At 63.4% G+C, this 26,072-nt stretch carries 22 protein-coding genes; 19 read left to right on the top strand and 3 right to left on the bottom strand.

The features are described 5' to 3' along the window. The first annotated feature begins 180 nt into the window (after positions 1–180). The 10 genes from ACIOVF_RS27015 (at position 181) to ACIOVF_RS26970 (ending at position 12,092) form a co-directional block, all read left to right on the top strand. Positions 181–396 carry a DUF1127 domain-containing protein gene (locus tag ACIOVF_RS27015; protein WP_010222590.1) on the top strand — a complete coding sequence of 72 codons (216 nt, stop codon included), beginning with the start codon at positions 181–183 and terminating at the stop codon, positions 394–396. Between the two features lie 297 nt (positions 397–693). Beyond that, positions 694–1,011 (top strand): DUF2388 domain-containing protein, encoded by a 318-nt coding sequence (locus ACIOVF_RS27010; RefSeq protein ID WP_045200598.1) that lies wholly within the window; start codon positions 694–696, stop codon positions 1,009–1,011. Positions 1,012–1,130: 119 nt separating this feature from the next. Continuing rightward, a complete protein-coding gene (locus ACIOVF_RS27005) occupies positions 1,131–1,424 on the top strand; it encodes a DUF2388 domain-containing protein (RefSeq protein ID WP_195885395.1) in 294 nt (97 codons plus the stop codon). Positions 1,425–1,451: 27 nt separating this feature from the next. Next, positions 1,452–1,772 carry a DUF2388 domain-containing protein gene (locus ACIOVF_RS27000; protein ID WP_010222593.1) on the top strand — a complete coding sequence of 107 codons (321 nt, stop codon included), beginning with the start codon at positions 1,452–1,454 and terminating at the stop codon, positions 1,770–1,772. Further along, positions 1,769–3,727, top strand: coding sequence for a DUF4105 domain-containing protein (locus tag ACIOVF_RS26995; protein ID WP_401293889.1), 1,959 nt, complete (start codon positions 1,769–1,771; stop codon positions 3,725–3,727). Before ACIOVF_RS27000 ends, ACIOVF_RS26995 begins: the two co-directional genes overlap by 4 nt. Positions 3,728–3,913: 186 nt before the next feature. Further along, the gene (locus ACIOVF_RS26990; RefSeq protein ID WP_401293886.1) at positions 3,914–5,365 is read left to right on the top strand and encodes a hypothetical protein; all 1,452 of its coding nucleotides are present in this window, start codon (positions 3,914–3,916) and stop codon (positions 5,363–5,365) included. After that, a complete protein-coding gene (locus tag ACIOVF_RS26985) occupies positions 5,353–6,828 on the top strand; it encodes a hypothetical protein (RefSeq protein WP_045200606.1) in 1,476 nt (491 codons plus the stop codon). The genes ACIOVF_RS26990 and ACIOVF_RS26985 overlap by 13 nt, the downstream gene beginning before the upstream one ends. Before the next feature lie 15 nt (positions 6,829–6,843). Further along, on the top strand, positions 6,844–7,248 hold the full coding sequence (locus ACIOVF_RS26980; protein ID WP_045200613.1) for a hypothetical protein: 405 nt from the start codon (positions 6,844–6,846) through the stop codon (positions 7,246–7,248). A 109-nt stretch (positions 7,249–7,357) separates the two neighbouring features. Next, a complete protein-coding gene (locus tag ACIOVF_RS26975; protein WP_213602792.1) occupies positions 7,358–11,041 on the top strand; it encodes a tubulin-like doman-containing protein in 3,684 nt (1,227 codons plus the stop codon). 16 nt (positions 11,042–11,057) lie between these two features. Then, entirely contained in the window at positions 11,058–12,092 is a 1,035-nt protein-coding gene (locus ACIOVF_RS26970; RefSeq protein WP_401293882.1) for a hypothetical protein, read from the top strand. Between the two features lie 12 nt (positions 12,093–12,104). On the opposite strand, the gene ACIOVF_RS26965 is transcribed toward ACIOVF_RS26970, so the two are convergent. Then, positions 12,105–12,506, bottom strand: a complete 402-nt coding sequence (locus tag ACIOVF_RS26965; RefSeq protein ID WP_093377550.1) for a GFA family protein — start codon at positions 12,504–12,506, stop codon at positions 12,105–12,107. A 304-nt stretch (positions 12,507–12,810) separates the two neighbouring features. Between ACIOVF_RS26965 and ACIOVF_RS26960 the strand changes: the two genes are divergently transcribed. The 9 genes from ACIOVF_RS26960 (at position 12,811) to ACIOVF_RS26920 (ending at position 22,887) form a co-directional block, all read left to right on the top strand. Next, entirely contained in the window at positions 12,811–14,118 is a 1,308-nt protein-coding gene (locus ACIOVF_RS26960) for a CitMHS family transporter (protein WP_401293879.1), read from the top strand. A 75-nt stretch (positions 14,119–14,193) separates the two neighbouring features. Next, positions 14,194–14,961, top strand: a complete 768-nt coding sequence (locus ACIOVF_RS26955; protein ID WP_045200621.1) for a TerC family protein — start codon at positions 14,194–14,196, stop codon at positions 14,959–14,961. Between the two features lie 217 nt (positions 14,962–15,178). Continuing rightward, positions 15,179–16,837: a Na/Pi cotransporter family protein gene (locus ACIOVF_RS26950; protein WP_195885389.1), complete on the top strand. Its 1,659-nt coding sequence runs from the start codon at positions 15,179–15,181 to the stop codon at positions 16,835–16,837. A 37-nt stretch (positions 16,838–16,874) separates the two neighbouring features. Next, on the top strand, positions 16,875–18,251 hold the full coding sequence (locus ACIOVF_RS26945; RefSeq protein ID WP_401293874.1) for a M16 family metallopeptidase: 1,377 nt from the start codon (positions 16,875–16,877) through the stop codon (positions 18,249–18,251). 72 nt (positions 18,252–18,323) lie between these two features. Beyond that, positions 18,324–19,343 carry a DUF5924 family protein gene (locus ACIOVF_RS26940; protein ID WP_045200627.1) on the top strand — a complete coding sequence of 340 codons (1,020 nt, stop codon included), beginning with the start codon at positions 18,324–18,326 and terminating at the stop codon, positions 19,341–19,343. A gap of 38 nt (positions 19,344–19,381) precedes the next feature. Further along, positions 19,382–20,527, top strand: coding sequence for an ABC transporter permease (locus ACIOVF_RS26935; protein ID WP_045200628.1), 1,146 nt, complete (start codon positions 19,382–19,384; stop codon positions 20,525–20,527). Positions 20,528–20,532: 5 nt separating this feature from the next. Next, complete coding sequence (locus tag ACIOVF_RS26930; protein ID WP_401293899.1) at positions 20,533–21,327, top strand: ABC transporter ATP-binding protein; 795 nt, start codon at positions 20,533–20,535, stop codon at positions 21,325–21,327. Between the two features lies 1 nt (position 21,328). Next, complete coding sequence (locus tag ACIOVF_RS26925; RefSeq protein WP_045200632.1) at positions 21,329–22,267, top strand: MlaD family protein; 939 nt, start codon at positions 21,329–21,331, stop codon at positions 22,265–22,267. Next, a complete protein-coding gene (locus ACIOVF_RS26920) occupies positions 22,264–22,887 on the top strand; it encodes an ABC-type transport auxiliary lipoprotein family protein (protein WP_401293870.1) in 624 nt (207 codons plus the stop codon). Before ACIOVF_RS26925 ends, ACIOVF_RS26920 begins: the two co-directional genes overlap by 4 nt. On the opposite strand, the gene ACIOVF_RS26915 is transcribed toward ACIOVF_RS26920, so the two are convergent. Together ACIOVF_RS26915 and gltP are read right to left on the bottom strand one after the other, a co-directional pair. Beyond that, positions 22,869–24,098: a nucleoside recognition domain-containing protein gene (locus ACIOVF_RS26915; protein ID WP_045200636.1), complete on the bottom strand. Its 1,230-nt coding sequence runs from the start codon at positions 24,096–24,098 to the stop codon at positions 22,869–22,871. The genes ACIOVF_RS26920 and ACIOVF_RS26915 overlap by 19 nt on opposite strands. A 135-nt stretch (positions 24,099–24,233) precedes the next feature. After that, on the bottom strand, positions 24,234–25,565 hold the full coding sequence (gene gltP / locus ACIOVF_RS26910; protein ID WP_038997805.1) for a glutamate/aspartate:proton symporter GltP: 1,332 nt from the start codon (positions 25,563–25,565) through the stop codon (positions 24,234–24,236). Positions 25,566–26,072: the final 507 nt, after the last annotated feature.

Genomic DNA, 26,072 nt, shown 5'->3' with positions numbered 1-26,072 from the left:
GCACCATTTCAGTGCTGACCAGTACAGTTGCGCCTATTCCGAGTGCAACAGTCGTCTAAAACAGTTAACTGGCCCATCACAATGTAGGTGAACTGTATCTACTGTTATGGACGACAGAGGAGGATCATTGGCATCAGTTAAATCACTACCTAATGCCGCCACAAGCGGAAGGATGACATCATGGAACGTACCCTCAGTTCCGATCTGGTTTTCGAAAACACCGCCGAACAATCCAAGGCCTCGCTGCCACTGCGCCTGCTGGCCAACCTGATGCTGTGGCAACGCCGCATTGCCAGCCGCCACCAACTGGCTCGCCTGGACTCGCGTCTGCTGGCTGATGCCGGTATCAGCGAAGCACAACGCTACGAAGAGCTGAGCAAGCCTTTCTGGCGTTAATGCAGGGCTCGCCGGCCAAGGCCGGCACCACGAATTCCCCAAAACCCGTCGCAGGTGACTGCTGACGGGTTTTGTCGTTTAAAGGCCCGGAATAGAGCGGCTGAACAACATACCAGTACAATTTTTAATTTAATTAAATTGACAGGTACAGTTGATAAATCTTGCTACGATCCGGTCCAAGCCGCGGATTACACCCGCGTGATACCCTTAACGTACCCAGCTTGGTAAAAAGTAGCGCAACAAGCTGAGCGTGCGTCTGACATAAGAACCACCAAAAGCCTATCCAGGAGATCGACCATGTTCCATTCACGCTTGTTTGGCGCCGCGCTGCTGCTGGCCCTGGCTTCGACTGCCAACGCCACCAGCTTCGTCGTCACCACCGATACCGTCGTTCGTGGTGTTGCCGCCTCCACCGATGCCACCTCCGATGTGTCGTCCTCGTTCCGTGACGACAAGATCGTCCAGGCCGCCCGTGACGACGCTGCCAGCTTCGTTGCCAGCCACGGTGACATCCGCGGCGCGAAACTGGAGAGCGCTTTCGCCCACATTCGCCAGCAGACCCCAAGCCTGCAGGCCAGCGACGCGCAACTGGCACAGGCCATCCTGGCGCTCTGAAGCCGCTCGTTCCCGGCCGTGCATGTAACAACGTGCAACTAAGCCGGGCCCTCTGCGCTGGTCCTCACCGGCGCATTGGGATAGCCTTTGCCGCCTGATTCAGCTGCCGTTCGAGACCCATGCGTTATCTGTCATTGCTGTTGCTCGTGGTGTGCTGGAGCAGCGCCGCCCAGGCGCTGGACCTGACCACCAACAACCTTGTCGTCAGTGGTTACGTCACCAGCAAAGTGACGTCGGTGCCCTTCGATCGCAAACTGCTGCTGGCCGCCCATGACGATGCCGCCGCTTTTGTCGCCAGCGATGGCCGATGGCGGGGCGCGCGCCTTGAGGCAGCACTGCAGCAGTTGCGCCAGGCCAACCCGGAACTTCATGCCAGCGACCTTGAACTGGCACAGGCAATTCTCGTCCAATGATTACTTCTGTTCTCCCGGAGATGCTCCATGCGTAACCCGCTGATTGCCGCCACCCTTGGCCTTCTGCTGTTGGCCGATGTGGCCCAGGCACAAACCCTGGTGGCCACCAGCAACATCATCGTTCGCGCCTTTGGCCGCTCGATCGACTTCACCTCCGACACCACCACCTCGATTCGCGACTCGAAAGTCGTGCGCGAAGCCCGCGATGATGCCGCCAGCTACGTCGCCAGCCGTGGCGAGATCCGTGGTGCGCAACTCGAAGCCGCCTTCGATACCCTGCGCCAGCGTGTGCCAGAAGCGCGCCAGGCCAGCGACCAGGTGCTGGCTGAAGCCATTCTCGCCCTGTGAAGCCAATGCGTGCCTGGCTGCTGGGCTGCCTGCTGATACTGTGCGGCAGCCCGGCACTGGCCGACCTGCAGTTGGTGCTGCAGGCCGATGGCATGAGCCCGCAGCAACAGCGGGCCAGCCAGGCATTGCTGGATGAAGCCCTGCAGGCCCTGCCACCGAGCTTCAAGACTCGCCTTGACCGACGTATCCAGGTCAGCTGGAGCAGCCGTATGCCGGCCGATGCCTATGGCCAGGCGTCGCTGGTTTCCACCCTGGAGCTCAACAGCCGCCTGCTGCCGGGCCTTGCCGATGGCAGCGCTGCCACCCAGAAGACCGGCCGCCCCCACGGCACCGTGCGCCAGGAGTTGCTGGCCACCGTCCTGCATGAGCTGACCCACATCTATGATCGCGCCCGTTTGTGGCAGGGTGCCGAGCGACAGCTGATCACCCGTTGCACCCGACAGCAGAACAGCCAGGGCAAAATCGGCCTGCCTGAGCAGTGCCGCGGCCAGACCGAACGCCGCTTTACCCTCAGCGACGATCCGCGACTGCTCGACCTGGCCGGCTGGCCGCAATATGTCGGCCGCCGTGGCGAGCGCGAGCAGCACAACCGCCAGGTGGCGCGCAGCCCCGACAGTTATGAGCTGAGCAGCCCCAAGGAATTCATTGCGGTCAACATGGAGTACTTCCTCCTTGACCCAAGCTTTGCCTGCCGCCGCCCGGCCTTGCAGGCCTACCTGAAAGCCCATTTCGACTGGGCACCCGAACATCCAGCGTGCCCGGGCGCCTTGCCGTTCCTCAATGCCGGGAACGACTTTGCCAAATCGCCGCTGGGCGAGATCGACCCCGAGCGCGTCTACGCGGTGGATTACCTGCTGGCCGAAGCCAATCAGAACTGGGTCAGCCGTTGGGGCCACAGCATGTTGCGCCTGGTCATCTGCGCCCCCGGGCGCCCACGCGGGCCGGACTGCCGCCTGGACCTGGACCAGCACCTGGTGCTGTCGTACCGGGCGTTCGTCAACGACGTGCAGCTGTCGAGCTGGGACGGCTTGACCGGCGCCTATCCGTCGCGGCTGTTCGTCTTGCCACTGGCGCAGGTGATCGACGAGTACACCAAGACCGAACTGCGCAGCCTGGCCTCGATTCCGCTCAAGCTCAACCGCGACGAGCTGGAAAGCCTGGTGCGCCAGGCTGCCGAGATGCACTGGAGCTACGACGGCAACTATTACTTCCTGTCGAACAACTGTGCGGTCGAAACCCTCAAGCTGTTGCGCAGCGGTACTGCCAACCCGCGCCTGAACGACCTGGACAGCATCGTCCCCAATGGCTTGCTCGAAGTGCTCGAAGGTCGCGGCCTGGCTGATGTCAGCGTCCTCGATGATCCGCGCGAGGCACTGCGCCTGGGTTATCGCTTCGACTCCTACCGCGACCGCTACCAGGCCATGTTCCTGGTGCTGAAAAAGCAACTGCCGATCAAGCAGGACAGCGTCGAGGCCTGGCTCGAGCAATCGGCCGAACAGCGCCAGCCGTGGTTTGCCCAGGCCGACCTGCGTACCAGCGCAGCGTTGCTGCTGCTTGAACAAGCCAGCCTGCGCCGCCAATTGCTGCTGGCCCAGGACGAGGTCAAGCAGCGCTACCTGAGCGGGCGCGAGCGCAACGACGCCAGCGTCGGCAAGGCCAACAACACCCTGCAGCAGATTCTCGCCAACAGCGGCTTTCTCAGCCGCCCGGCCGAACTGCTGGGCAGCAGCGGCTACGGTCTGCCCCAGGCCAGCGAGCGCGAGAAACTGCTGAGCGAAACCCGCCAGCGGCAAAAACAGCTGCAAACCCTCAGTGCCGACCTCGACAAAGAGGTGCGGGCCTTGCTCGGCCCGGACCGCGCCGCGCAAATCAAAGCGGTCGAGGCCAACATCAAGCAGGTCGGCGAACACCTGCGCGCATTGCACAAAGCCGCAGGCGGGCTGCAATTGCCCTGAGCCGGTGGTTGACTTTGTAACTGTCTGTGCCACTATTTCGCCGCTATAAAAATGGCGTTTTGATGCCATTTTGCTAGATGAAGGCCTCGCTTCGGGGCCTCTCGCAAAATCTCTTTCTATCGACGTGACAGCCTGGCTGTGAAGGGCAGGGCTGCGCACGAACGACCGTTGGCATGGTGGGATTATATGGACGTAGTCGGAGACGACCGCGAGTACGAGTGGTCGCTGGATGGGCAACGCTGGTTGCAGGATGCCCACGGCAGGTTCTCCCTGACCCACGTCGCTGGCAAGGCGCTGGAAGGCGATCAGCCTGACCTGGATTTCCTCGTCGGGGCGCAGCAAGCGCCTGACGGGCAGTCCTGGCTGCCGGCCAGCTTCCGCCATTGCCCGCAGACCGGCGCGCCCCTTGAACCTGTTCGTTACGCTCTCCAGCAGCGCTGGTTGCCACCTTATGGCAACGGTAGCGGCCGGCGGGTGGTGGAGGGCAGTTGCAAGCTCGACGCTGCCGAGCAGACTATCGCCGCCGTGTACCAGCGCCTTGATCGCGCCAGCCCGCGCAACCTCAATGCCGCGCGCAAGTTCGACCAGCTGCCGCGCAGCAACGGTTTGAATTTCCTCGTCGCCAACCTCGGCGGCCATCGCGAAGCGCTGTTTGCGCTGGCGCGCGATGGCAGCCTGTTCCGCTGGCAGCGCAAGGCCGAAGAATGGGTCGGAGTGCTGCCGCACAGCACCCCGATCGGTCGCTGCAGCCTGCAAAGCTGGGCCTGGGGCGTGAGCCTGCGCGAGCAGGGCAGCCAGCAATGCCTGCTGCTGGCCTGTGATGAAGGCGCCACCGAAGTGCGCGTCGATCCGCTCGCTGGCCGCTACCACCTGGAGCGCTGCCCTGGCCGCGCTATCGCCGCCCCGGGCGAGCTTGAAGAGCAGGTGCTGATTCCCCAACAGATGCCCGATGGCAGCTTCTGCGTGGTCGCCCGCCAGAATGATCAGTGGCTCGCACACCCGATTGCCCTGGCCAATCCGCAACACCTGCACAATCTCTCGGCGCCGCTGCGCGACCCGGCCTCGCGGCGCCTGCTGTGGATCGGCGCCCACGGCTACTTGAGCGTCAAGCTCGGTGAAAGCCTCGAAGCCCAATGGCTGAGCTGGCCGCCCGGCGCCCAGGCGCGCCCCGAATATGGCCCGCCGTTCGTCAATGGCTACGGCATCTGGCAGCAACTGTTCGAAGGCAGCGAGCAGTACTGCCTGCGCCTGGACTCCGACGAGCGCAAGGAAGTCAAAGGCTCGCGCCTGAGCACCGGGCAGCTGAACTACATGTTCAACGTGCGCCTGGACGCCCCGTGGGGTGAACACGACGTCGACAACAACCCCGCCGACCGCGAAGTGGTGTACCCGTTCATCGAGTTCAGCGACAACCCGCACCTGCTGTCGTGCCGAGTGCGCTGGCCCTCGAGCCTGCAGCAGTTCTTCGGCAATGAGCAGCCCGTCGAGACCGAGTACTGCCTTGAGCGCATCGGCCAGCCGGCCTTGAGCCTGCTGCTGAAGGTGGCGCAACCGTGGAACGCGCAGTGGTTCTGCTACGACAACGCCCTGTGGCTGTACATCGATTCGACTGGAGCGCTTTACCGATGGAACGCCTGAACCGCCTGCTACGCCACAGCCTGCTGCTCGTCCTGAGCCTGGTCTGCATCAGCGCCCATGCGGCGCCACTGCGCCAGGTGTTGCTGGTACAGAACTCCGGCTGGATGGAGCCGTTCTACCTCGACCCGGCCTCGGGCTTCAAACCGCTGGTCACGCAACTGGCGGCCAGCGCCGCCGGCAGCGGCGAAGTGGTAATTGGTGCCTTCAACCAGGCCGACAGCAGCCACCCCTCGCCGCAATGGACCTACCGCGGGCCAGGCACCCACGCCAAGCTCGCCGACAGCGTCAATGCCCTGAGCCTGGCCCGCAAGGCCAGCGGCGCCTATGCCGATACCGATTTCAAGGAAGCCTTGCTGGCGGCGATCAACACCGGCCTGGAAGGGCGCGAAGGCATCATCTGGATCGTCACCAACAACAAGAACAGCCCCAACAACAGCAACGAAACCCAGGTCAAGAACCGCGAGTTCTACGACCTGCTGCACAAGGAAGCAGTGATCAGCCGCATCGCCGCCTTCCCGCAGAAAATGCCGGTCAAAAGCAGCAATTTCGAGGCTAACGGCCTGATGATCTACGCCCTGGCCTATGGCGCCAACGCCGGTGCCGCGCTCGAGCAGGTGCTGGCCCAGCCGGCCCTGGCAACACTGCTCAAAGACGCCGGGGTGCGCCTCAAGCCACTGACCCAGGCGGCCGTGCGCTTTATTCCGACCGGGGTAAAAGACACCCCGGACGTCAGCGCCGAGCTCGCACCCGACCAGCAAACCGTGGTGCTCAACATCGATGTCGACGGCTCGCCGAAAACCGCGGTGCTGCTAGGCCGCTTCGAGAACCAGTTCAACCCCTACCAGATCCACTCAGCCAAGGTCGCGATGAGCCTCGATATGCCGGGCGAAGCCCTGCAGTCGTCGATCTCCCTGGACCGCATCGAAAACCTCGAGCCAGGCGCCCGCTCCGAAGAGCTGTCGATCAGCCTGCAATTGCCACCGCTGCCTTCGCAGTGGTCCAGCGAAGTGCTGCTGTCCAGCGGCTACCAGCGTGCCGGCGCCATCGAAGTGCGCCTGAGCGAACAGCAGTTGCAGATTTCCCAGCAGTTCATCGAACGCATGAACGAACTGTTCCCCAACGATGCCTTGCCGGACGTGTTCCTGCCCTCCAGCGAGGCCAGCGCCTCGGCTACCCGCCTGCCGATCGTGTTGCAGATCAGCTACCCGCTGGGCCCGGTGCTGCTGTTGCTGGCCCTGTTCGTGTTCGCCTTGTTCGGCCTGCTGCTGGCCAAGAGCCTGGTCGGCGGCAAGAAGCCGGTCACGGTCATGGTCGAAGGCGTGGCCCAGCAGTACCCGCTCAAGCCGTTCAGCAGCGCCAGCGTCTACGACGCCCGGCAGAACAAAGTCGCGACGGTAAAGCGCGGCCTGTTCGGCGCCACCCTTGAAAAGCTCGCCGCCGACGTCGCCGTGCGCCTCAAATAACCTTAGGACCCTGTCATGACCCAAACCAGCTCCCTGCCAGCCCCAGTAGAAAACGAAGCCGCTCCGGCCACCAGCACCTCCACCCTGAGCGTGCCGACGCCAGTGCTGGACCTGGGCCCGAAAAAAGTCGACAGCCGCGATGCCCTGGTCGGCGTGGCCGTGCTGGTGGTGCTGGCGTTGATCTTCTTCGTGATCAAGAACGCCTACGCCAACTGGCGCGTGCGTGAGCGCGTGGCGCCAAGCCGTGCCAACGCCTCTGGCTGGTTCCTGTTCCTCGGCCTGCTGCTGGTTTCGGCCATGGCGGTGCTGGCGGTGATCAACTCCGGGCAGTTCCTCACCCCGCTGTACCTGGCGCCACTGGCTGGCGTGGCCGGCATTTCGCTGGTGGCCTGGCTGATGACCTTCTCGGCCAAACGCTGAGCCAGGCTTGCTGCGCCCGCGTCAGGCCAGGCCTGACGCTTCAACCGATGATGGATTTAGTACGCCGAGCTGACTCGGCCAGCCCAGCCAGGGCTCATGGAGTTTGAAGATGAACGAGAATGCACAACCTTCCGGCCCGGCGGCGCTGAACGCGGTCAGCGAGAAGATCCACCCGACGCTGTTCATCGCCCTGGGCGGTACCGGCATGAAGGTGAACATCCGCCTGCGCCGGCGCATTCTCAATGCGATCTGGGGCGGCAACAACCAGGTTCAGCAGATTGCCGATTTCCCCCTGGTACAGTTCGTCAACTTCGACCTGGATGCCGGCGAAGTCACTCAGGACGGCAAGTCGATCAAGACCGACGTGCTCGCCGAGCAGGTCGCCTTCACCTCCGAAGAAAAGATCATCGAGCCGCTCAACCTGAGCAAGTACACCCACTCGATGGACGAGCTCAACCGCCACCGGGAAGTGGCCGAGTGGTTCCCGCTGACCCCGGACAAGATCCGCGCCCTGGGTATCGACCCGTCCAAGGGTGCCGGGCAGATCCGCGCGCTGTCGCGCCTGTACTTCTACGACAAGTACCCGGTGATCCGCGACAAGCTGCGCGACAAGGTCAACCGCCTGCTGGCCAACATCGGTGGCCATGCCGACAAGCTGAAAAAGCTCGGCCTGGAAATCGACCCGGGCAAGATCCGCATCGTCATCAGCGGTTCGGCCGCCGGCGGCACCGGTTCCGGCTCGTTCCTCGACATGGGTTACCTGGCCAAGGCGATCCTCAAGGAGAACAACATTGCCGGCAAGGTCGACCTGTTCTTCGTCCTCCCCGGCGGCTTCCATGCCTTCAACACCGAGCGCGTGCAGGCCAACGGCTACGCGGCACTGATGGAGCTGGAAACCAGCATGCGCGGCAACCGCCTGGTCAAGCACTGGGACGCAACCGACAACCTGTTCATCGACAGCCGTCCGTACGACGACGTCTACATCGTCGACAACAGCAACGTCGCCCAGGCCAAGACCAGCGACCAGGAAGACATCTACGAGATGCTGTCGGACGTGCTGTTCACCGACTTCACCTCCCAGGACTTCGCCAACAAGAAGCGCTCGATCGCGGTCAACCAGAACCAGCACAAGATCCGCTCCTACACCGTGCGCCTGCCGCAGGACTACGGCGACGATACCGAGCTGCGCTTCCCGTGCTCGTACTCCGCGCTGGGCCAGGCGGTGCTCGACACCCAGATCGATGCACGGCAGAACGTGCGCCTGAGCCGTCAGGTGCAGCAGATGCTCAAGGCCTTCTTCGGCATCGCCAACGCCGCGGCCAACGACAACCGGCCAACCGACCGCGAGCGCGATGACTTTTTGCGCGAGCAACTGAACGTCACTGCGCGCACCTTCACCGAGCTGCCGGACTTCCTTTCCAAGGTCGAGCTGACCCTGGCCACCGGTGAGTTCACCCACTATCAGGTGGCTGACGACCTGCTGCTGGTCGAGGGCGACAACAGCGTCACCGCGCAAATCGAGCAAAAGGTCGAGATGCTCTTCGAGCGCCTGCAAAATGGCGGCGCCGACAAGGACCAGTGGCTGACCCACGTGCGTGAAATCCAGCAGCAGCTGGAGCGCGACACCAAGGGCAGCAACATCGACAGCGCCGAACGCAACCACGAAGTGCGCATCAAGGAAAACCGCCAGCGCCGCCTGGCCGAACTGGTACGCGAAGACGCCCTGCCGGAAAAACTCTTCCGGCGCCTGGACGACGATGAGCGGGGCGGCCTGGATTACACCCTGGCATTGGTCGAGATGCTCAAGGACCGCCTCGAAAACGAAGGCAGCGGGATCATCCCGGCACTGGAAAAGAACGCCGCGCGCTTCAAGGAACTGGCCGAGAAGCTGGAATCCTCGGAGCTGGCCCGCGAGTTCGAACGCCTCAAGGAAACCACCGGCGGCGGCCTGATGGCCCGCCTGAGCGGCAAGGACAAACAGGCCGAGACCGTACTCACCCAGGTCAAGGACACCTTGCGCGACAGCCTGCTGTTCTACGTGCGCCATGTCGCTGCCCGTGAAGCGGCGCAACTGCTGCGCGAGCTGTCCGAGTGGCTGGGCCGCAAGGAGTCGGTCGACCACAGCGGCCGTGCAGTATGGAACGGCTTCGTTGGCCGCCTGCAGGACGGACGCAATGCGGTTGACCAGCTGTTGCGCCGGATCGAAACCGATATCAGCAAGATCGACGCCAGCATCAAGGAAAAACACGCCACCCTGATCCCGCTGGCACTGGTGCAAAGCAGCGAGGAACAGGTCGTCGATGGCGCCCAGGTGCGCGAGTGGGCCAAAGACGCCTTCAAGGACTTTGGCGGCTCCAAGGTGCTGTTCGGCAAACTGCAGGACGAAGAGGGCCAGGAAGAATTGCTGGGCAAACTGCGCAGCAAGGCCGTGCAGCAGTTGCCCAAGCAAAACCAGGGCATCGACCCGCTGCTCAGCGCCCTGGCCGCGCTGACCCCGGACGAACAGCGGGAAAAATTCCGTCAGCTACTGCAACGGGCCATGCCTTGGGCGCCGCTGAACCTCACCGGCGGCTTCGGCATCGTCAAGGACCGCTACACCTGCCTGGTGGGCGTGCAGGATGCCAACGAATTCAAGCGCACCTACGGCGCCATGCTCGCCCAGTGCCTGCCGCAGGGCACCGGCATGACTGCCGGGCAGATCCAGTTCGTCGAGTCCGGCACCCCGGGCAAGCTGATCTGCTTCACTGAGCTGAGCGGCTTCCCGCTGCCGGCCCTGACCCCGCTGCCGACCTACCTGGCCAGCTACCGCAAGGAAAGCACGACGATTCCGCTGCACAGCCACAAGCGTATCAGCCAGTTCGTACAGCCGATCCAGTTCACCCAGGAGCAGTACCGCCAGTTCGCCGAAGACTTCAAGCTGTACCTGCACGCGGTGGCCGTTGGGGTGTTGCGGCGCAACCCGTCGGAACGTTACGAGCTGATGATCGACCAGGACTACTTCAGCATCGGTGACGAGTTCGCGATCCGTCAGAACGGTCTGAACCAGGTGCAACGCAAAGACATCGAAGACCAGTTGCGCCAGCGTTACGAGCAACTGCGCAGCCCGCAGCAGCTGGCGGCCATGGTCGCGCTGTTCGAAGACCTGCGCCGCGGCGCCTACAAGCCGCAGATGCGCCAGAACGAGCTTGGGGTGTCGTCGCTGTACCAGACCTTCCCGTACAAGATCGCTGAGCTGCTGAAGAACGAGTACGACAACCGCCTCAAGCGCCAGGCCCCGGATACCGCGGAACGCCTGGTAGAGCAGGCGCGAGCGCTGCTGGAGCAATTCGCCGAACCGGTCAACGGCTCACGCGCCGACGTCTATCGCGACGAAGTGCATGACGAGCACAGCGAAAAACGCACCCTGCGCAAGGAGTGCTTCAGCAGCGGCTGGCTCGACGCGCTGTTCCAGCCGGCCGCCAGCGCCGCACCGGCACCGATGCCGGGCATGGCTGCGCCACCTCCAGGTGTTGCCGGTATCGCGCCGCCACCGGTGGCTACGCCGCAGTTCAGCTATCACCTGAGCGTGGCTGGCAGCAACTACGGCCCGTACACCAGCAGCCAGCTGCAACAGTATGTGCAAACCGGCCAGATCACCCGCGACAGCCTGCTGTGGCGCGAAGGCATGGCCGCCTGGCTGAGCGCCGGACAGATCCTCGAGCTTGCCCATCTGTTTGCCCCGGCCCCTGCTGCGGCGCCGCCGGTAGGCACGCCACCGCCCGTCGCGCCGATGGCACCACCGCCTGTGAACTGAGGAAGGCCTGAGCCCTATGTCCGCATCTGCGAAAAAACCGGCCTTTCCCCTCAACTGCGCCAATGGCGAGTGTGGCAAGGCCCTGTGTGGCCCGGTGCTGTTCTGTCCATATTGCGGTGCCAGCAGCCAGGTGGTGACCAGCGCACCGGTTGCCGCTCCGGCAGCCGTGGCAGCGGTCGTTGTCGCGAGCGAAACGCCGACAGCCCCGGCACCGGTGGCCAAAGCGCCCGAGCCGCCACGGCAAGTGACCATCTCCAGCGCCGAGATCGAGCGCACCGTGGCAGCCACCGCGCCGCCGCAAGCGCCGGTCGTGGCCCAGGTGAGCAAACCACGCAATGTCGCGCGCCAGGCCGCGCTGGCCATCGCCGTGCTGGTTGCGGTGGGTGGTTATGCGGCCTATCAGATGAACGCTCGCAAGGCCTTGCAGCAGTTCGAGGCAGAACTGGCCGCAGGGCAGGGCTGCCTGCGACTGAACCAGTACAACTGCGCACTGGAAAAGGCCGAAAGCGCCCTGCGCATCGAAAGCAAGGACCCGCGCGCCATCAGCTTGCTGCAACGCGCACAGGCCGGGCTAGAGGGTCAGCAACGCGATCAGCAGGCCCAAGCCCAGGCCGCCGCCGCTGCCGCAAGCGCTGCAGCAACGCGCAAGGCAGCAGCCGAACAGGCGCAGCGCGAGCAGCAAGCCCGTGAGCTGGCGGCCAAGGAGCAACAGCTTCATGACGAACAGACCCAGCTTGCCAAACGCCAGCAACAACTGGAGCAGCAGGCGCGCTCGGCACCGCCAGTACAGCCGCGGGTGGCACCTGTTGCCCGGCCGGTGCAACGACCGGTGGCGCCGGCAGCCAACGCCGGGTTGGTGGGCCAGCAGCTGAGCCAGGCGCGTAGTGCCCTGGCCCGCCGCGACGGCGCCACCGCGCGCTCACTGGCCAACCGGGTGCTCAGCCAGGATCCGGGCAACCGTCAGGCGCAGATCATCCTGCGCCAGGCCGAACAGCTGCGCGGTCAGTCGTTCAACACTCCCAAGGGCCTGGGCGGGGTGATCATCGAGTAAGCCGCTGAACGCCTAGAGCGTCTCCCCGGGCTCGCCGGGCAGATGCTCGTCCAGGTGCAACCAGGGTAGGCGGCTATCGATCCAGATATGTCGGTTCGGTGCCGCCAGCTGCGGCTGGTCGAGAGTGGTCACGGTAACATCGATGCTCTGCGGGCTCAGATCGGTGGTCAGCGCCACATGCGCCCCGCACCGGCTGCAGAAATAGCGCACGCAACTGGCAGACGAGTCGTAGCGCTGCGGCGTACCGCTCAACCATTGGAAATCCTCGCAACTCACGGTCAGCCAGGTGATCAGCAAACCACCACTGACCCGTCGGCACACCGAGCAATGGCAGTGGGCAACATCCGTCAACGGACCTTGAATCCGGTAGCGCAGGGCGCCGCAATGGCAGCCGCCTTCGTACGTATCACTCATCGCTCCCTCCTGTTGCCTACAGGCTGATAACCAACAATGCACCTCTCGTCGGCTTTGGGCCAGCGAAAGCTGGCTGAAAGCTTCCCACCTTAGGATTGCCACCACTACCGGCACAAGACCGGTCAGCCAGGGCCCCGTTCGTTGCATGCGGCGCCCGGCCCAATTAACAACAACAATGGTGATACTGATGCTTTCCTATGCCCGCCTCCCTGCAGCAATCCCTCCGTTATTCCACGCGCTGCGCCCTGTGCGCTGATCCGCCCGAATCGTTCTTCCTTCGCCGCGCTACGCCTGGAGTACTCCCATGCTGACCTTCCTCGGCTTTGCCATGGTCATCACCTTCATGTACCTGATCATGACCAAGCGCCTGTCGGCCTTGATCGCGCTGATCCTGGTACCGATCCTGTTCGCCCTGTTCGGTGGTTTTTCCGCCAAGATCGGCCCGATGATGCTCGAAGGCATCAGCAAACTGGCGCCGACCGGGGTCATGCTGATGTTCGCGATCCTGTATTTCGCCCTGATGATCGACTCCGGCCTGTTTGACCCGGCCGTGCGCAAGATCCTCAAACTGGTCAAGGGCGACCCGCTGAAAGTCTCGGTCGGCACTGCCGTGCTGGCCCTGGTGGTGTCGCTGGATGGCGACGGCGCCACCACTTACATGATCTGCGTGGCCGCCATGCTGCCGCTGTACAGCCGCCTGGGCATGAGCCCACGGATCATGGCCGGCCTGATCATCCTTGCCGGCGGCATCATGAACATGACCCCCTGGGGTGGCCCGACCGCGCGCGTCGCCAGCGCCCTGCATGTCGACCCCTCGGACATCTTCGTACCGATGATTCCGGCGATGCTCGCTGGTGTCGTCGCCCTGTTGGCAATTGCCTACGCCTACGGCAAGCGGGAACGCGCGCGCCTGGGTGAACTGCACCTGCCCGGTGATGAGATCGATCACAGCGAAATCAGCGTTTCGCAGTTCCCCGACGCCCGTCGCCCGAAACTGCTGTGGTTCAACGGCGCGCTGACCGCCGTGCTGATGGTCTCGCTGATCATGGGTCTGCTGCCGCTGCCGGTGCTGTTCATGATCGCCTTCAGTATCGCCATGATCGTCAACTATCCGTGCCTGCAGCAGCAGAAAGACCGTATCGCCGCCCATTCGGGCAGCGTGCTGGCGGTGACCGGGCTGATTTTTGCCGCCGGTATCTTCACCGGCATCCTCTCCGGCACCGGCATGGTCGATGCCATGTCCAAGAGCCTGCTGGCGGTCATTCCTGATGCGCTGGGGCCTTACCTGGCGGTGATTACCGCAGTCGTAAGCATGCCGTTCACCTTCTTCATGTCCAACGACGCCTTCTACTACGGGGTGTTGCCGGTACTGTCGGAAGCGGCCAGCCACTATGGCATCTCGCCGGTGGAAATGGCCCGCGCGTCGATCGTCGGCCAACCCGTGCATCTGCTCAGCCCGCTGGTACCCTCTACCTACCTGTTGGTGGCCCTGGCCGGCATCGAGTTCGGCGATCATCAGCGCTTCACCCTGAAGTGGGCAGTGCTGATCTGCCTGTGCATAATGCTCGCCGCGCTGCTCATGGGAATTTTCCCCCTGTTCAGTAGCCTATAAGACAACAGAATCACCTAACCGCTGCCGCGCCCCATCGCCTGGGGCGTTGTGCTTACATCGTTCGAAGGAATACACATGGAATGGCTGACCAGCCCAGAGATCTGGGTTGCCTTTTTTACTCTGACGGCGCTTGAGATCGTTCTCGGTATCGACAACATCATCATGATCTCGATCCTGGTCAGCCGCATGCCCAAGCACATGCAGCAGCGCACCCGGATCTTCGGCCTGGCGCTGGCCATGGTCACCCGCATCCTCCTGCTGCTGTCGATCACCTGGGTCATGCGCCTGACCGCCGACCTGTTCGTGGTGTTCGGCCAGGGTATTTCCGGGCGCGACCTGATCCTGTTCTTCGGCGGCCTGTTCCTGTTGTGGAAAAGCTCCCAGGAGATCTACCACGGCCTGGAAGGTGAAGACGAAACCAGCGACGAGCCAAGCGGCGCCGGCGGCAAGTTCTTCTACACCATCATCCAGATCGCCATCATCGACATCGTCTTCTCCCTGGACTCGGTGATTACCGCGGTGGGCATGGTTTCCCACGTACCGGTGATGATCGCCGCGATCGTCGTCGCGGTGCTGGTGATGATGCTCTGCGCCGGCGCCATCAGTAACTTCATCGACAAGCACCCGTCACTGAAGATGCTCGCCCTGTCGTTCCTGATCGTGGTCGGGACCGTGCTGATTGCCGAATCCTTCGACGTTCACGTACCCAAAGGCTACGTCTACTTCGCCATGGCGTTCTCGCTGGCGGTCGAGGCGATCAACATCAAGATGCGCACGGCCATGGCCAAGAAGAAGCAACAGAGCGATCCGGTGAAACTTCGCAAGGACATCCCGGGTCAGTAATCCCGGTGCTGGTGAAAAGGGCCCTGCGCAGGGCCCTTTTTTCATCTTGCGTCATGACAGTTTTGTTTCAAAGGCTGGCGTGGCTATGCGATGCTGGCGCCACGGCCATTGGCCGACTACAGCTTAAGTGAGCACTGGGAAAAACCGCCTGGCAGCAGGACAGGCTCACGGCATCATCCATTTGCCCCGCTGGGGCGCACAACAGGGGGCCTTTTCAATGCTGACCCTGCTCAATCTGCTTTCCGCCGTGGCGTTGCTGATCTGGGGCACGCACATCGTGCGTACCGGTATCCTGCGGGTGTACGGCTCGAACCTGCGCCGGGTGCTGAGCCAGAACATGTCCAAGCGCCCGCTTGCGTTTATCGCCGGCATCCTGGTGACGGCGATGGTGCAAAGCAGCAACGCCACGGCGATGCTGGTGACCTCGTTCGTCGGCCAGAGCCTGATGGGCCTGACCCCGGCGCTGGCGATCATGCTCGGCGCCGATGTCGGTACCGCGCTGATGGCGCGGGTGCTGACCTTTGACCTGTCATGGCTGTCGCCGCTGCTGATCTTTCTCGGGGTAATCTTCTTTCTTTCCCGCAAGCAGACCCGCGCCGGGCAACTGGGCCGCGTCGGTATCGGCCTGGGCCTGATCATCCTCGCCCTGCAGCTGATCGTCGAAGCGGCGGCGCCGATCACCCATGCCCAGGGGGTGAAGGTACTGTTCGCCTCGCTGACCGGCGATATCCTCCTCGATGCCCTGGTCGGCGCCCTGTTCGCATTGATTTCCTACTCCAGCCTTGCCGCCGTGCTGCTCACCGCCACCCTGGCCGGCGCCGAGCTGATCAGCCTGCCGGTGGCCATCGGCCTGGTCATTGGCGCCAACATCGGCAGCGGCCTGCTGGCCTTTCTTAGCACCAGCATGCAAAACGCCGCCGGGCGCCAGGTGGCACTGGGCAGCTTGCTGTACAAGCTGATCGGCCTGGTGCTGATCATTCCCGTGCTGCATCCGCTGGTGGCGTGGATGGACAGCCTGAGTTTCAGCCCCCAGGAGCTGGTGATCGGCTTTCACCTGCTCTACAACACCCTGCGCTGTCTGATCCTGTTGCCGACGGTGACGCCCATGGGCCGCCTGTGCAGATGGTTGCTGCCCGAGCGCGAAGAAGCCAACGGCCGCGCCCGTCCGCGTCACCTCGACGCGACCGCACTGACCACGCCAAGCCTGGCCCTGGCCAACGCGGTGCGCGAAACCCTGCGCATGGGCGACCTGGTCGACAGCATGCTCGATGCCATGCTCAACGTGTTGCGCGGTACCCAGACCGCCATGACCCAGCAGATGCGCGGCCTGGGCGAGGACGTCGAGGCGCTGTACAACGCCATCAAGCTGTACCTGGCGCAAATGCCCCGCGAAGACCTCAGCGAGCAGGACAGCCGGCGCTGGGCCGAGATCATTGAGCTGGCGATCAACCTCAAGCTGGCTGCCGACCTCATCGAGCGCATGCTGCGCAAGGTCCAGCAGCAGAAGACTTCGCAGCGCCGCGAGTTTTCCGAGGTGGGCCTGGAAGAACTGACCGGCCTGCACAGCCAGTTGCTGTCCAATCTGCGCCTGGGCCTGTCGGTGTTTCTCAGCGCCGACCCGGAAAGCGCCCGCCAGCTGCTGCGGGAAAAACGCCGCTTCCGCGCCCAGGAGCGGCGCCTGGCCCATGCCCATGTCAGCCGGTTGCAACGTAAAGTGGTGCAAAGTATCGAGACCAGTTCGTTGCACCTGGAGCTGATCGCCGACATGAAACGATTGAACTCCTTGTTCTGCAGCAGTGCCTATGTGGTATTGGGCGGCGCCGATACTGGCGGCCTGCTGCTCGACAGCGTGCCGGACGACGCTCATTCACCGTGATCGCGACACCCCAAGAACTCCCGCAAGGAAGCTCGCCATGCGTTGCCTGATGTTCATTTGCCTGCTGCTGGGCTGCGCGCCCGGCTTTGCCCTCGACCGCTCCCAGGTCGAGGGCTACCTGCTGCCCAACGGTCTGCAGGTGGTGCTCAAGTCAGGTTACGAGCGCAACCATGTTTCGATCCGCCTGGTGGTCGGTGTCGGCTTCGATGATTTTCCCTGCGAGCGCCAGGAGCTGCCGCACCTGCTCGAACACTTGCTGTTCAGCGGTATCGACGAGGGCGGTGAGGGCGGCCTGGAAGAGCGCATGCAAGCGCTGGGCGGGGAGTGGAACGCTTATACCAGCAGCGCCGATACCACCTTCGTCATCGAGGCGCCGGCACGCAACCAGCGCAAGGTGCTCGACCTGCTGCTGGCGGTGATCAACGACACCCAGATCGATGAAAAGGCCCTGGAGCTGTCCAAGCGCATCGTCGAGCGCGAAGACGGTGGCCATTACTCGCACCTGCAGCGCTGGCTCGACCGCCAGGACCTCGGCCACCCGGCCAGTGACCAGCTGGCCGTGGAGTTGGGGCTCAAATGCGCCGAACGCTCGTCGATCGAGGACATGACCCTGGAGCAGGTCAACGACCTGCGCCAGCACTGGTACGCGGCCAACAACATGACCCTGATCGTGGTTGGCGGCCTCGACCGCCTGCTGCCGGCTTATCTGGAACGCACCTATGGCGAGCTGCCAGCGGTCGAACCAGGCGAGCGCCGGGTACTGGACGGCGTCACCCACAAAGCCGAGGCACGCCGGGAGTTGGTTCGCGGCTGGCTGGGCGACAGCGCGCGTCTGCACTGGCTGTTCCTCGAGCCGGTACTGGACAACGACCATGGCCAGACCTGGGACCTGCTCCAGCGCTACCTGGATTGGGCGCTCTACGACGAACTGCGGCTCAAGCACGGGTTTTCCTACGGCCCGTTCAGCCAACGCGAGAGCTTCGGCGATACCGGGCTGATGGTGCTCAACGCCGACCTCGACCGCGCCGATGTCGATGCCGCCGAGCAAGCCCTGGCGGCCATGCTCGAGCGCCTGCGCAAGAACGGCCTGGACCCGGCGACCTTCCAGCGTATCAAGCAGGCCGCCATCGACCGCGAAGCCTGGTCGACCCAGGGCAATAGCGCCCTGGCCGATTACTACTGGGGCGCCTTGAACGACTTTGACGAAGGGCGCTTTGCCGATCCGGCGCGGGCCTTGCGCCGGATCAGCCTGGCAGATGCCAACCAGGCCCTGCAGCAGTTGCTGGCCGAGCCCGGCTATGTGCGGATCGAGAAGCCACTGCTCAGTTACGACGAGTTGTATGGCTGGGTGGCGCTGGCAGTGGGGGTATTGCTGGCCGGGGTGCTTATCTGGGGGCGGCGGCGTTCGCGCTGAAATCATCGCGGGGCAAGCCCGCTCCTACAGAGTATCCTGTGATGGTTTTTACCTGACCTTGCGAACACCTTCATGCCTCTTTACCTCCAGCGCTTGATCGAGCTGATCAAGCGCTACCCCGGGGTCATCGCCCTCGGCGGTTTCATCTCCGGTGTCGGCAGCTTCATCCTGGTCGATCGCCAGGAAAGCCTGGCCAGCTGGATTGCCATCGTCATGCTCATCAGCTGGATCTGGCTGATGCTCGAGAACACCTTCACCAAGGTCTTCGCCAAAGTCTTCAAGCGCGAAATCCCCCAGCCGCTGTTGCGCTACGCAACGCAGATGATCCACCAGGAAAGCCTGTTCTTCGTCCTGCCGTTTTTCTTCGTCACCACCACCTGGAACAGCGGCCAACTGGTGTTCACCGGCATTCTCGCCGCCGCCGGGCTGATCTCGATCATCGACCCGCTGTACTACAAGTGGCTGGCGCCGCGGCGCTGGCTGTACCTGGCGCTGCATACCCTGACGCTGTTTGCCGCGTTGCTCACCGCGCTGCCGATCATCCTCCACCTGACCACCTCGCAGAGCTTCAAGCTGGCCCTGGGCATCGCCATGCTGCTGTCGTTCCCAAGCCTGGCCAGCAGCTTCCCGATCAGCCACTGGCGCCGGGGGATCATGCTGGTGGTGATGACCCTGGCCGTCGGCGCCGGCGGCTGGATGCTGCGTTCCTGGGTGCCGCCGGCAACCCTGTGGATGACCGAAGTGGCAGTCAGCACCCAGGTCGAGAACCGCACCCCGGGCAAGAGCCTGGAGCAGATCAAAGCCAGTGAAATACGCGCAGGCCTCTATGCCTTCACCGCGATCAACGCCCCACGCGGGCTGAACGAGCGGATTTACCACGTCTGGCAATTCGAGGGCAAAGAGGTTGACCGCATCGCCCTGGACATCCATGGCGGGCGCAAGGAAGGCTACCGCGCCTGGACCCACAAGCAGAACTTCCCCGGCAACCCGGTGGGGCGCTGGCAGGTGCGGGTGCTCACCGAAGACGGCCAGGTCATCGGTGTACTGCGCTTCAAGGTGGTTGACGATGGTCAAGCACCCGCGGCCGAGTAACGCTATGCTCTGAGGCTGCGAACCGTTGGTCGGACTGCATGGAGCCTATGACTACACACGCCAGCGCCACCCTGGACACTGCAAGCAGCCCGCCACGGCTGCGGATCGTCGGTGACTGGACCCTGGCCAACTACACCAGCCTCAAGCGCAGCAGCGACAGCCTGGCCGGCCAGTACGACGCCTCTACCGAGGTCGACCTCGACCAGCTCGGCAAGCTCGACACCGCCGGTGCGGCGTTGCTGGTCGAGCTGCTGGGCGCCGAACGCCTGGCGCGGCTGACCGAAACCGCCACGCACTTGCCCGCCGCCAGCCAGGCGCTGCTCAAGACCGTGTATTGCTCGGTGCAAGACTTCTGCATCCCGGAAAAACAACCCGAGCGCTCGGTACTGATCCAGCTGCTCACCCGCATCGGCCGCGCAGTTGACACCCTGTGGCAAGACACCCTGCAGATCCTCGGCTTCGTCGGCCTGATCCTGCAAACCCTGTTCCTGCGCCTGTTCCAGCCCAAGCGCTGGCGGGTCACCTCGGTGGTTGCGCATATCGAGCAGACTGGCCTGGACGCCGCGCCCATTGTTGCCTTGCTGACCTTTCTGGTGGGGGCGGTGGTGGCCTTTCTTGGCGCCACGGTGCTGGCCAGCTTTGGCGCGAGCATCTTTACCGTCGATCTGGTGGCATTCTCGTTCCTGCGGGAATTCGGCGTGCTGCTGACCGCCATCCTGATGGCCGGGCGCACCGCCAGTGCCTTCACCGCGCAAATTGGCTCGATGAAGGCCAACGAAGAGATCGACGCCATCCGTACCCTGGGCCTCGACCCGGTTGAATTGCTGGTGGTGCCGCGGGTGCTTGCACTGCTGATCGCACTGCCGTTGCTGACCTTTGTCGCCATGCTCTGCGGCATTATCGGCGGCGCGGTGGTCTGCGCGCTGTCACTGGGTATCTCGCCGGCGATGTTCCTGTCGCTGCTGCAAAGCGATATCGGCGTGCAGCACTTTCTGGTCGGCCTGGTCAAAGCCCCGTTCTTCGCCTTCCTGATCGCCGCCATCGGCTGCCTTGAGGGCTTCAAGGTCAGTGGCAGCGCCGAATCGGTCGGCGCCCACACCACCTCCAGCGTGGTCCAGTCGATCTTCGTGGTCATAGTCCTGGATGCCGTGGCGGCGCTGTTCTTCATGGAGATGGGCTGGTGAGCGAGATCCACACAAAGCCACGTGAAGCGGTGATCGAGGCCCGCGGCATCTGCAACCGCTTCGGTACCCAGAGCGTGCACGAGCAGCTCGACCTGGACCTTTACCGCGGCGAGATCCTCGCCGTGGTCGGTGGCTCGGGCAGCGGCAAGTCGGTGTTGCTGCGCAGCATCGTCGGCCTGCGCCGACCCAACGAAGGCCAGGTGCGAGTGTTCGGCCAGGACTTGAGCAATGCCAGCGACGAGCAACGCTCGCTGGTCGAGCGGCGTTTCGGCGTGCTGTTCCAGAAGGGCGCGTTGTTCTCGTCGCTGACTGTCACCGAGAACGTCGCCTTGCCGCTGATCGAACACGCAGGCCTGAGCCGCGCCGATGCCGAGCACCTGGCCGGGGTCAAGCTGGCGCTGGCCGGCTTGCCGATTTCGGCGGCAGACAAATACCCCTCGTCGCTGTCCGGCGGCATGATCAAGCGCGCGGCCCTGGCCCGGGCGCTGGCGCTGGATCCGGACATCCTGTTCCTCGACGAACCCACCGCCGGCCTCGACCCGATTGGCGCAGCGGCCTTCGACCAGTTGATCCTGACCCTGCGCGACGCCCTGGGCTTGAGCGTGTTCCTGATCACCCACGACCTCGATACGCTCTACACCATCACCGACCGCGTCGCCGTACTGTCGCAGAAGAAGGTGCTGGTGGCCGGGCCTATCGCCGAGGTTGAAGACACCGACGACACCTGGATTCACGATTATTTTCATGGCCCGCGTGGCCGCGCGGCGTATCAGGCCGCTACAGCGCCCAAGGAGCTCTGAGATGGAAACCCGTGCACATCATGTCCTGATCGGCCTGGTCACCGTGCTGGTGGTGGCCGGCGCCATGCTGTTCGGCCTGTGGCTGACCAAGTCGAGCGTCGACAGCACCTTCAAGGATTACCAGGTGGTATTCAACGAGGCCGTGTCCGGTTTGTCCCGGGGCAGCTCGGTGCAGTACAGCGGTATCAAGGTCGGCGACGTCACCAGCCTGCGCCTGGACCCCAACGACCCGCGCCGGGTCCTGGCCCAGGTGCGCCTGAGCGCCGATACGCCGGTCAAGGAAGACACCCTGGCCAAGCTGACCCTGACCGGCATCACCGGCACCTCGTTCATCCAGCTCAGTGGCGGCACGCCGCAAAGCCCGGAGCTCAAGGGCAAGGACGGCAAACTGCCGGTAATCGTCGCCTCACCGTCGCCGATTGCCCGCCTGCTGGACGACAGCAGCGACCTGATGACCAACATCAACGCCCTGGTGCACAACGCCAACCAGCTGTTCTCCGAAGACAACGTCACCCGCCTGAGCAACACCCTGAGCAACCTTGAACAGACCACCGGCGCCTTCAACGACCAGCGTGGTGACATCCGCGAGGGTATCCAGCAACTGGCCCAGGTCGGCAAGCAGGCTGGCGCCATGCTCGAACAGACCAGCGAACTGATGCGCAACGCCAATGGCCTGCTCAGCAGCCAGGGCAAGCAGATGTTCGGCAGTGCCGAACAAGCCATGCAGTCGCTGGCGCAAAGCACCGAAACCATCAACAAGCTGCTCAATGACAACCGCGAAGCCATCGATGGCGGCGCCCAGGGCTTCAACCAGCTGGCGCCGGCCATCCGCGAGCTACGCGACACCCTGACCTCGCTCAAGGGCATTTCCCAGCGCCTGGAAGCCAACCCCAGCGGCTACCTGCTGGGCCGTGACAAAAACAAGGAGTTCGAGCCATGAGCCGTACCTGTCGCTACCTGGCCCTGGCCACTGCACTGAGCCTGGGCAGCGCCTGCTCGATCCTGCCGCAGGCCGAGCCTGCCGATGTTTATCGCCTGCCTTCGGCGCAAAGCACCCGCTCGCTGACACAGAGCGCGCCGTGGTCGCTGCGGATCAACAAGCCAATCGCCAGTGATGCCCTGAACAGCCCGCGCATCGCCGTGGTGCCGCAGGGCAACCTGATCAGCAGCTACAAGGGCGCGCGCTGGAGCGACCCGGCGCCGACGTTGCTACGTAACCGCATGCTCGATGCCTTCCAGCGTGACGGCCGCGTGCAGCGCCTGAGCGCCGACGACAGCAACCTGCAAAGCGATTATGAAATTGCCGGCGAACTGCAGGCCTTCCAGAGCGAGTACAGCGCCGATGGCCTGGCCGTGGTGATCCGCTACGACGCCCGCCTGGTGCAGGGCCGTAGCCAGCGCATCCTTGCCAGCCAGCGCTTCGAAGTACGCCAGCCGTTGAGCGACAAGCAGGTAGCCGCGGTAGTCAGCGGCTTCGGCTCAGCCAGCGACCAGTTGATGAAGCAACTGGTCGACTGGACGGTAAACCAGGCCGCTCAGCTTCAGGCGAAGAACCAGTAGCAGACGAAGATCGCCGCGATCACCCCGGACAGCTCGGCCAGCAGCGCACAACCCACCGCATGGCGGGCGCGCTGGATGCCGACGGCGCCGAAATACACTGCCAGCACGTAGAAGGTGGTTTCGGTGCTGCCCTGGATGGTCGCTGCCACCAGGGCCGGGAAGCTGTCGACGCCGTGGGTCTGCATGGTTTCGATCAGCATTGCCCGCGCCGCACTGCCGGAGAACGGCTTGACCAGCGCGGTGGGCAGGCCCTCGACAAAGCGCGTGTCCCAGCCCAGCCACGCGACTGCATGACGGATACCATCCAGAGCCAGTTCCAGCGCCCCTGAGGCGCGCAGCACGCCGACGGCGCAGAGCATGGCAACCAGGTAGGGCAACAGGCTTTTGGCGACGTCAAAGCCCTCCTTGGCGCCTTCCACGAAGGTTTCATAGACCTTCACCCGCTTCAGCGCGCCGACCACCAAAAACAGGATGATCAGGCCGAACAGGGTCAGGTTGCCGAGAATCGACGACAGCCCCGCCAGCGCGGTAGCCGACAGGGTGCCGAGAAACGCCATGAAACCGCCCAGCAGCAACGCACCGGGAATCAGGTACGCCAGCACCACCGGGTCCCACAGGCGCAGGCGCTGCATTACCGCCACCGACAGCAGGCCGACCAGGGTCGAGGCGCTGGTGGCGAGCAGGATCGGCAGGAACACCAGGGTCGGGTCCATCGCCCCCTGCTGGGCGCGGTACATGAAGATGGTCACCGGCAGCAGGGTCAGCGACGAGGCGTTGAGCACCAGAAAGAGGATCTGCGCGTTGCTGGCGGTGGTCGAGCTGGGGTTGAGCTCCTGCAGCGCGCGCATGGCCTTGAGGCCGATGGGCGTGGCGGCGTTGTCCAGGCCCAGGCCGTTGGCGGCGAAGTTGAGGGTGATCAGGCCCAGGGCGGGGTGGCCGGGCGGGACTTCTGGCATCAACCGGGCGAACAGCGGGCCGAGAACCTTGGCCAGCCATTCGACGATGCCGGCCTTTTCGGCAATCTTCAAAAAGCCCAGCCACAGGGTCAGGGTGCCGAACAGCAGGACCATGACCTCGACCGAGAGCTTGGCCATGGCGAAGATGCTTTCGACCATTGCCGCGAAGATCCCGGCGTTACCGCCCACCAGCCATTGGGCCATGGCCGAAATGGCCGCGACAATGAAAAAACCAAGCCAAAGGCCGTTGAGCATCCGTTGTTCCCCCCAAAGATGGCGCAAATGATAGCGGGCCGGGTTGGCTTCGCGCCATAAACGTCGACGTACCCAGCCCAGACCAACAAAAAAGCCCCGACCAGGTCGGGGCTTTTCGTACAGCCAGGTTAGCGCTTACTTGCTGGCAGGCTTGCCAGCCGGTACGGCTTCCTTGCTGCGCCAGTGCGGCAGCGAGTTCCAGTAGCGCTGGCCTTTGGCATCGTCGTACATGCCTTCCCAACGGGCGATAACCAGTACCGCCAGGGCGTTGCCGATTACGTTCAGGGCAGTACGGGCCATGTCCATGATGCGGTCGACACCGGCGATGAACGCCAGGCCTTCCAGCGGGATACCGACGCTGCCCAGGGTGGCCAGCAGGACCACGAAGGACACGCCCGGTACACCGGCGATGCCTTTGGAGGTGACCATCAGGGTCAGCACCAGCAGCAGCTGCTGGCTCAGCGACAGGTCAATGCCGTACAGCTGGGCGATGAAGATCGCCGCGATGCTCTGGTACAGAGTCGAACCGTCAAGGTTGAACGAGTAGCCGGTCGGTACCACGAAGCTGCAGATGGCTTTCGGCGCACCGTAGGCTTCCATCTTCTCGATCACGCGCGGCAGCACGGTCTCGGAGCTGGCGGTGGAGTAGGCCAGGACCAGTTCGTCCTTGAAGATGCGCATCAGCTTGATCACCGAGAAGCCGAACAGGCGGGCGATCAGGCCAAGGACCATGAAGGCGAAGAAGGCGATGGCGAAGTACACCAGCAGCACCAGCTTGGCCAGCGGCAGCAGCGAGGCGAAGCCGAAGTTGGCGACGGTCACCGCGATCAGCGCGAACACACCGATTGGCGCGTAGTTCATGATCATGTGAGTGACCTTGAACATGGCTTCGGAGACGCCCTGGAAGGTTTTCACCAGCGGGTCGCGGATGTCTGCCTGCAGGCTCGACAGGCCCAGGCCGAACAGCACCGAGAAGAAGATGATCGGCAGCATCTCACCGCGCATCAGCGCTGCGAAGATGTTCGACGGGATCAGGTTGAGGATGGTTTCGATGAACGCATGCTCATGCTGAACCTCGGCCGCCGTGGCCTGGTACTTGGAGATATCGACGGTACCCAGGGTACTCATGTCGATGCCGGCGCCCGGGTGGAACAGGTTGGCCAGGACCAGGCCGACGACGATGGCGATGGTGGTCACCACCTCGAAGTAGATAATGGTCTTGAGGCCGATACTGCCGAGTTTTTTCGCATCGCCAACCCCGGCGATACCCACGATCAGCGACGAAATCACGATCGGGATGACGATCATCTTGATCAGGCGAATGAAGATGTCACCGGCAGGTTGAAGGACGTTACTGATCCACCATGCCTTTTCTGCACTGAAATGGTTCAGTAAAGCGCCGATTGCAATCCCCAGTACCAGACCGATGAGGATCTGCCAGGCGAGGCTTAGCTTTGCCTTCTTCATGTCGTTACCTTTTCTTCAAGTGGAAACGGCCACCAGGCTGATAACCGCGACCCAGAGCTGTTGCCAGCAATCCGTATCGTTTCTTGTTATCTACCGATGGCACCGTAAAAGGTCACCGCAAGCGAGCGTAGGAACGCTCAGGCCAGCGAAAAAAGGCGCAACTATTCCCACGTGGGGGGGCTCCGTCTAATGCCGTAAACGACTACCCCATGCCGAATCGGCATGAGGTTTATCGGCCAAAACGTACGTCACAATGGGTTATTCGCCTACCGTTCGGAAATCCGACGATGGCCAAAGCGCCATAATCCGGCCGATATAGAGGTATGCGCCCGAGTGACAAAGGGCTTTGTTCGACAATCCGAATGGGTGAAATCGCAGCGACTTTGCCAGGACGGCGGGGCGAAAAAATATCGATGTACGGTCGGGCAAAAATATGCGTCGACAGCTTCGGTAGGAAAAACGAATTTGTTGCGGGGGAAAAAGCGATCGCCGTAAAGAGCGCTACGG

It is taken from the genome of Pseudomonas sp. NPDC087612, from assembly GCF_044743505.1.
In the GTDB taxonomy this organism is placed as follows: domain Bacteria; phylum Pseudomonadota; class Gammaproteobacteria; order Pseudomonadales; family Pseudomonadaceae; genus Aquipseudomonas.
The sequence above is the reverse complement of the archived record's forward strand: the minus strand, read 5'-3'. Positions and strand labels throughout refer to the sequence as shown.